This window comes from Micromonospora halophytica (genome assembly GCF_900090245.1).
Lineage (GTDB): Bacteria > Actinomycetota > Actinomycetes > Mycobacteriales > Micromonosporaceae > Micromonospora > Micromonospora halophytica.
In genome coordinates, this window is record NZ_FMDN01000049.1 from 1 (window position 1) to 8,753 (window position 8,753).

Here is an 8,753-nt window from a genome sequence, read left to right on the forward strand (position 1 = left end):
GGCGTTGATGGAGCCGATGCTCGATGATTTCGCTGCGGCGATCGGTGGGTTTGATTTCCGGGCGCCGGTGATTCCGTTCGCGGGTGATCCGGCGGTGGATTCGGCTGCGTATTGGGTGCGGCATGTGCGGGAGACTGTCCGCTTCGCCGATGCGGTGCGGGCGGCTGCCGCTGACATCTATCTGGAGATCGGCCCGGACGGGTCGTTGACCGCGCTGGGGCATGACGGTTTTGTGCCGGCGGTGCGCCGGGAGCAGCCTGAGGCCGAGGCTCTGCTGGCGGCGCTGGCGCGGTTGCACGTCGCGGGCGCACCGATCGACTGGGCCGCGGTGCTGCCCGCCGGCCACCCGGCCGACCTGCCCACCTATGCGTTTCAGCACGAGCGCTACTGGCTCGACGCCGGCCCCGCGCCCACCGGTCATCCGTTGATCGACCGGATCGCCGCCGTGCCCGACTCCGGCGGCGTCGTCCTCGGCGCCCGGCTGTCCACGGCCGCGCATCCCTGGCTCGCCGACCACGTCGTCGCCGGCTCCCGGCTTGTTCCCGGCACCCTCTTCGTGGAGCTGGCCCTGCGCGCCGGTCACGAGGTGGGCTACGCCGAGATCGCCGAGCTCGTGCTGCACACCCCGCTCGTCGTCCCGGACGGCGCTGCGGTCGCGATCGAGATCGAGGCCAGCGCCGAGGACGACGGCGGGCGGCCGTTCACCGTGCGCGCCTGGCGGGACGGCGACGAGACGTGGACGGTGCACGCCGACGGGAGGCTGGTCAAGGCCAGCGCCGCGGCAGCCGAACCGCTTCCCGCCTGGCCGCCAGCCGGTGCCACGCCCGTGCCGGTGTCGTACAGCGAACTCGCCGGTGCGGGCATGGAGTACGGTCCGGCGTTCCAGGGGCTGCGCGCCCTGTGGCGGCGCGGCGACGAGCTGTTCGCCGAGGTCACCGCGCCGGCCGGGGCGGAGTCGTGGACGGTCCACCCGGCGCTGCTCGACGCCTGCCTGCACGGCTGGGTCCAGACCGGGCCCGGCCGCGGCCGCCTGCCGTTTTCCTGGTCCGGCGTGCGGGTCGCGGCGCCGGGTGCCACCGGGCTGCGGGTGCGTCTCGCGCCGGCCGGTCCAGACATGCTGTCGGTGACCGCCGAGGATCCGGGCGGGACCATCGTTCTCGCCGCCCGGTCGCTCGCGCTGCGGCCGTCCGGCCTCGGCCGTCTCTTCCACGTCGACTGGCGGGAGATCCCCGCCGGTCCCGTCCGGGACACCGGCTTCGAGGTGCTTGACTGCACCGCGGAACCGGCGACGGCGCCAGCGGGTGTGCACGAGTCGGTCAGCGCGGCGCTGACCGGAATCCAGCGGTGGCTGGCCGGCGACGGCGAGAAGCTGGTCGTGTCGACTCGGGGCTGGACCGGTGAGGCCGTCCGCGGTCTGGTGCGCTGCGCGCAGCGAGAGCATCCGGGGCGGATCGTGCTGGTGCGCGACGCCGCCGCCGAGGACCTGCCCGCGGCCGTGGCAACCGGCGAGCCCGAGGTCGCCGTCCGGGACGGTCGCCTGTACGCGCCCCGGCTCGCGCCGGCGCCGCCGGGCCGGCCGTGGCAGTGGGACGGCACCGGCGTGGTGCTGGTGACCGGCGGCACCGGAACGCTCGGCCGGGCCGTCGCGCGGCACCTCGTGGAGCGCTGGCAGGCCCGCGACGTCGTGCTCGCCGGGCGCGGCGACCGCGACGCCGACGTGGACCCGACCGGCCGGGCGCGCGTGGTGCGCTGCGACGTGAGTGACCGGGCCCAGGTCCGGGCGCTGCTCGACGGCCTGGGGCCGGTTCGGCTGATCGTGCACGCGGCCGGCGTGACCGACGACGGCACCGTCACCTCGCTCAGCACCGACCGGGTGTCTGCGGTGCTGCGGCCGAAGGTGGACGGCGCATGGCACCTGCACGAGCTGGCCGGCCCGGAGACGACCTTGGTGTTCTTCTCGTCGGCGGCCGGTGTGCTCGGCTCGGCCGGCCAGGCCTCCTACGGCGCCGCCAACGCCTTCCTCGACGGCCTGGCCGCACACCGTCGCTCGCTCGGCCTGCACGCCGTGTCGGTCGACTGGGGACTGTGGGCCGAGCGCAGCGCCCTCTCGGCCGGCCTCACCGACGCCGACCGCGCCCGGATCCGGCGCACCGGGATCGAGCCGCTGGCCACCGCGGAGGCCCTGGCCATGTTCGACGCCGCGCTCGGCGCCGAGCCGGCCGCCGTGGTCGCCGCCCGCCTGGCCACCGGCGGGGACTCGCCGATGCTGAGCGGCCTGGCCGGCACATGGCCCGTCGCCCGGCCCGCCACGGACCGGCCGGGCGGGCTGGCCGGCACGCCACCGGCGATGCGTGAACAGACGGTCGCCCGGCTGGTCCGCACTCACGTGGCGGCCGTGCTCGGCCACGACCGGCCGGAGCGGATCGCCGACGACGCCGGGTTCATGTCCCTCGGGATCACCTCGCTCGGCGCCGTGGATCTCCGCAACCGCCTCAACGAGGCCACCGGCCTGCGGCTGCCGGCGACAGTGCTGTTCGAGCACCCGACGACCGGTGCGCTGGCCCGGCACGTCGGCGCCGAGCTGTGGCCGGAGCCGGAGCCGGGGCCCGAACCGGGACCGGCGGGGTCGGCCGCGCTCGCCACCGCCTCGGCCGACGCGGTTCTCGACTTCATTCGACGCGAGCTCGGGGGTAAGTGATCGTGGCCAGTGAGACCGAACTCGTCGAGAGCCTGCGCTGGGTCACTGCCGAGCTGCACCGCACCCGGCAACAGCTGGAGAGCGCCGAGGCCGAGCCGGCCGAGCCGATCGCGATCGTCGGCATGGCCTGCCGCTACCCGGGCGGCGTCCGCTCGCCCGAGGACCTGTGGCAGCTGGTCGAGCGGGGCGGTGACGCCATTACCGAGTTCCCGGTCAACCGGGGCTGGGACCTCGAAGGGCTGTTCGCCGACGCGCCGGACGCGCTCGGTACCACCTACGTGCGGTCGGGCGGCTTCCTGCACGACGCCGCCGATTTCGACGCCGGCTTCTTCGGGATCAGCCCGCGTGAGGCCGTCACGATGGATCCCCAGCAGCGGCTCATGCTGGAGATCGCGTGGGAGGCCCTGGAGCGGGCCGGCATCGACCCGCACTCGGCTCGGGGCAGCCGCACCGGTGTCTTCGCCGGCGTGATGTATCACGACTACAGCGGGCTGCTCCAGCACTCGCCGGAGTTCGAGGGCTTCTTCGGCAACAGCACCTCGGGCAGCGTCGTCTCCGGGCGGGTCGCCTACGAACTGGGCCTCGAGGGTCCCGCCGTCACGCTCGACACCGCCTGTTCCTCGTCGCTGGTGTCGCTGCATCTCGCGGCCCAGGCCGTCCGCCGTGGCGAATGCGTGATGGCCCTGGCCGGCGGCGTGACCGTGATGGCGACACCGCGGCCGTTCGTGGACTTCAGCCGCCAGCGCGGCCTGGCGCCGGACGGCCACTGCAAGCCCTTCTCGGCCGGGGCGGACGGCACGATCTGGTCCGAGGGCGCGGGGGTGCTGCTGATCGAGCGGCTGTCCGACGCGCGCCGCCACGGCCGCCCGGTGCTCGCCGTGCTGCGCGGCTCCGCCATCAACCAGGACGGCGCGTCCAGCGGCTTCTCCGCCCCGAACGGCGCCGCCCAGCAGCGGGTCATCCGGCAGGCGCTGGACGACGCCGGACTCGCGCACGGCGACGTCGACGCGGTCGAGGCGCACGGCACCGGGACGCCGCTGGGCGACCCGATCGAGGCGCGCGCCCTGATTGCCACGTACGGACAGGACCGCGACCAGCCGTTGTGGCTCGGATCGGTGAAGTCGAACATCGGCCACACGCAGGCGGCGGCCGGCGTGGCCGGCGTCATCAAGATGGTGCTGGCGATGCGGCACGGCGTGCTGCCGGCCAGCCGGTACGCCGACGATCCGTCGCCACACGTGGACTGGGACGCCGGGGCCGTACGCCTGCTGGCCGGCCCGGCGCCGTGGCTGCGGGGAGACCGGCCGCGCCGCGCCGCCGTCTCGGCGTTCGGCGTGAGCGGCACCAACGCCCACGTGATCATCGAGCAGCCTGAGCCGGACACCATGCCGGAGCGCCCCGCGGAGACCGGCCCGGTCCTGCTGCCCTGGCTGCTCTCCGCCACGAGCGCGGAGGGGCTGCGGGCGCAGGCGGCCCGGCTGCGCTCCGACGTGGACCGGCATCCGGACCGCAGCGCCGCGGACGTGGCCTGGTCACTGCGGCATGGTCGGGCCGCGCTCCCGCACCGGGCGGTGCTGCTCGGCGGTGATACCGGCGAGCTCCGTAACCGGCTCGACGGCCTCGCCCAGGGCACCCGCTACCCGATGGTCGTCGAGGGCGTGGCGCTGCCCGGTCAGCGCCGCCCCGTGTTCGTCTTCCCCGGCCAGGGCGCCCAGTGGGCCGGGATGGCAGTGGAGCTGCTCGGCACGGAGCCGGTGTTCGCCGCCCGGATCGCCGAGTGCGACGTGGCGCTGCGCCCGTACGTGGACTGGACGCTGCCCGACGTTCTGGCCGACGCGGCGGCGCTCGAGCGGGTCGACGTGGTCCAGCCCGTGCTGTGGGCCGTGATGGTGTCGCTCGCGGCGGTGTGGCGCTCGGCCGGCGTGGAGCCGGCCGCCGTCGTCGGGCATTCCCAGGGTGAGATCGCGGCCGCCTGCGTGGCCGGCGCGCTCTCGCTCGACGACGCGGCCCGCATCGTCGCCCTGCGCAGCAAGGCCCTGCTGCGCCTGGCCGGTGGCGGTGGCATGGTCTCCGTGTCCCGCCCGGTGGCGGAGATCGGCGACCGGCCCGGCTTGTCGATCGCCGCGGTCAACGGCCCCCGCTCGACCGTCGTGTCGGGCCCCGTCGAGGCGCTGGAGGCGCTGCTCGCCGAGGACGAGCGGGCGCGGCGGATCCCGGTGGACTACGCCTCGCACTCGCCGAGCGTCGAAGCCGTCCGCGCCGAGGTGCTCGCCGCGCTCGACGGCATCCGGCCCGGACCGGCCGCGGTCCCGCTCTACTCCACGGTGACCGGCGAGCTGCTGGACACCGCGCAGATGGACGCGGAGTACTGGTACCTGAACCTGCGCGCGACAGTACGTTTCGAGGCGGCGATCCGCGCCCTGGTTGAGGTTGATCATCTGAGCTTCGTCGAGGTCAGCCCGCATCCGGTCCTGGCCGTCGGGGTCCAGGAGATCCTCGACGACACCGGCCGGACCGGACTGGCCACGGGGACCCTGCGCCGCGGCGAGGGCGGCCGGGCCCGGCTGCTGACCTCGGCCGCCGAGCTGTACACCCACGGCGCCGACGTCGACTGGGACGCCCTGGCGGACCTGGGCGGGGCCCGGCGGGCCGACCTGCCCACCTACGCGTTCCAGCGCACCCGCTACTGGCCCGACGGGCACACCGGGACGCCGGGCCGCGCCTCCGGCGACTTCGCGGTCTCCGACCACGCGTTCCTCGACATGGCGCTCGGCCTGGCCGAGGGCGACGGGTTCGTGCTGACCGGCCGGGTGTCGCTCGCCACCCACCCGTGGCTGGCCGATCATGGCGTGCTGGGCCGGGTCCTGCTGCCCGCCACCGCGCTGCTCGACCTCGCCGTGCGCGCCGGCGACCAAGCCGGCTGCCCACTGATCGACGAGCTCATGCTCACCGCGCCGGCCGTGCTGCCGGCCGACGGCGCGCTCCAGCTCCAGGTCATCGTCGCCGGCCCGGCCGACGACGGCCGGCGACCGCTGAGCATCCACATCCGCCCGGCCGGCGCGCCGGGGGCGGACTGGGTCCGCTGCGCGAGCGGCACGCTCGCCCCGGCGGCCGCACCGCCCGGCCGGATGTCCTGGCCGGGTCCCGGCACGGAGCCCATGGACGTGGACTCCCTCTACGGCGACCTGCGCCGGCACGGGCTGGACCACGGCCCGGCCTTCCGCGGCCTGCACACCGTGCTCCCGGCCGGGGACCACGTCTACGTCGAGGCCGCGCTGCCCCCGGCCGGCCACGGCGGCAGCTTCGGCATCCACCCCGCCCTGCTGGACGCCGTCCTGCAAGCGGTGGGCCTGGTCGTTCCGGCCACGGACGACGGCACACGGCTGCCGTTCGCCTGGACCGGTGTCACGCTGCACGCCTCGGGCGCGACTCGGGTGCGGGCTCGTCTCACCCGGACCGGACCGGACACGGTCGCGCTGCTGGTCACCGATCCGGCCGGCGCGCCCGTGCTCAGCGCCCGGTCGCTGCTGGTGCGGCCGGTGTCGGAGAGCCAGCTGCGGCACACCCACGACGCGGCACTGTTCCGGATCGACTGGGCGCCCTGCGCCGGTGAGGCCCAGCCGGCCGGGGAGCACAGGATCGTCACGATCGACCGGACCACACCGCGCGACGCCGTGCTCGCCGCTCTGGCCGCGATGACCGCGTGGCTGGAGGCCGAGCCCGCCGGCGAGCGGCTCGTCATCCGGACGCTGGGCGCGGAGACCGACCCGGCCGGCGCTGCCGTGCGGGGCCTGGTCCGCTCGGCGCAGGCCGAGCATCCCGGCCGGTTCGTGCTGGTGGACACCGACGACGCGGACGCCGACCTCACGCCCGCACTGGTCACCGGCGAGTCCGAGGTGGTCCTGCGCGACGGCCGGGCGTACCGGCCCCGGCTCGTCCGGCTCACCGAATCACCCGCCCCGGGCGCGATGGTGCTGTCCGGCGGCACCGTGCTGATCACGGGTGGTACCGGGCGCCTCGGCACGCTCGTGGCGCGGCACCTGGTCACCGCGTACGGCGTACAGAATCTGGTGCTGATCTCGCGCACCGGCACGCCGGATCCGTCGATCGCGGAGCTCGGCGCGACCGTCCAGTCCGTCCACGGCGACGTCGCCGACCGGGAGGTGCTGCGCGCGGCGCTCGCCGCGATCCCGGCCGACCGGCCGCTCGCAGCCGTCGTCCACGCGGCCGGAGTGCTCGACGACGGGCTGGTCACCGCGCTCACCCCGGAGCGCGTCGACACCGTTCTGCGGCCCAAGACGGACGCCGCGCTGCTGCTCGACGAGCTCGTCGGCGACGTACCGCTCGTGCTCTTCTCCTCGGCCGCCGGCAGTCTCGGCTCCGCCGGACAGGCCAACTACGCGGCCGCCAACGCCGCGCTCGACGCGCTCGCCGCCCGCCGCCGGGCCCGCGGAGCCCTGACCGTCTCGCTGGCCTGGGGCTTCTGGGCGGCGCGGAGCGGCATGACCGGCCACGTCGGGCAGGGTGACCTGGCCCGTATCGCACGCACCGGCATCCTCCCGATCGACACCGGCGAGGCGCTCGGCCTCTTCGATCGCGCGCTCGCCGCCGCCGACGCCGCCGTGGTGCTGCCGCTGCGCCTCAACGGCCCGGCGCTACGAGCGGCCGGCGAGTCGGTGGCACCGATGCTGCGCGACCTGGCCGGCGTCGCACACCGTCCGGCCGCCGGCGACGACCTGCGCTCCAGGCTGGACCGGGCTGCCGACGGGCAGCGCCACGGCCTCGTGCTCGATCTGGTGCGGTCACACGCGGCCGCGGTCCTGGGCCGGGACACCGCGCACGGCATCGGCGCCGACGACGCCTTCCGCGACCTCGGTTTCGACTCGCTGATGGCGGTCGAGCTGCGCAACGCCCTGGGCGCCGCGACCGGGCTGCGCCTGCCGGCGACGCTGGTCTTCGACTACCCGTCCCCGGCCGCGCTGGCCGCCTTCCTGCTCACCGCGATGCTCGGCGAGGACGACCGGGAGACGGCGGCCGCGCCGGTCGCCGCGGTGGACGAGCCGGTCGCGATCGTCGGCATGGCGTGCCGGTTCCCCGGCGGCGTGCGTTCGCCGGAGGACCTCTGGAATCTCGTGCTCGCCGGCGGCGATGCCGTCTCCGCGTTCCCGGCCGACCGGGGCTGGCAGGCCGACGGCGGCGAGGGCGGTTTCCTGTACGACGCCGGTGACTTCGACGCGGAGTTCTTCGGCATCGCGCCGCGCGAGGCCCTCGGGATGGACCCGCAGCAGCGGCTGTTGCTGGAGACGTCGTGGGAGGTGTTCGAGCGGGCCGGCCTGGACCCGACCTCCTTGCGGGGCAGCCGTACGGGTGTGTTCGCCGGCGTCATGTATCACGACTACGGTTCGGGCCTCGCGTCCGTGCCCGACGATCTGGCCGGCTATCTCGCGAACGGCACGGCGGGCAGCGTGGCGTCCGGCCGGGTGTCGTACGTGTTCGGCCTTGAAGGCCCGGCGGTGACGGTCGATACGGCGTGCTCGTCGTCGCTGGTGGCGCTGCATCTCGCGGCGCAGTCGCTGCGCCGCGGCGAGTGCGACCTGGCGCTGGCTTCCGGCGCGACCGTGATGTCGACGCCCGCCATGTTCGTCGAGTTCGCCCGGCAGCAGGGCCTGGCCTCCGACGGGCGGTGCCATTCGTACGGGGAGACAGCCGACGGCACCGGCCTGTCCGAGGGCGTGGGTGTGCTGTTGGTGGAGCGGCTGTCGGACGCGGAGCGCAACGGTCATCGGGTGTTGGCGGTGGTGCGGGGTTCGGCGGTGAATCAGGACGGTGCGTCGAATGGGCTGACGGCGCCGAATGGTCCGTCGCAGCAGCGGGTGATTCGTCGGGCGTTGGCGAATGCGGGCTTGGACGCCGCGGAGGTCGACGTGGTGGAGGGGCACGGCACGGGTACGCGGTTGGGTGATCCGATCGAGGTGCAGGCGTTGCTGGCGACGTATGGGCAGGGCCGGGAGACGCCGCTGTTGTTGGGGTCGGTGAAGTCGAATCTGGGTCATAC

The 8,753-nt window shown here is 75.1% G+C and carries 2 protein-coding genes; both read left to right on the forward strand.

The genetic code is table 11. The features are described from left to right. Positions 1–124 precede the first annotated feature (124 nt). Positions 125–2,698 carry a type I polyketide synthase gene (locus GA0070560_RS27760; protein ID WP_170839619.1) on the forward strand — a complete coding sequence of 858 codons (2,574 nt, stop codon included), beginning with the start codon at positions 125–127 and terminating at the stop codon, positions 2,696–2,698. 2 nt (positions 2,699–2,700) lie between these two features. Further along, on the forward strand, positions 2,701–8,753 hold a 6,053-nt coding region (locus tag GA0070560_RS29705; RefSeq protein ID WP_281185359.1), incomplete at its 3' end, for a type I polyketide synthase.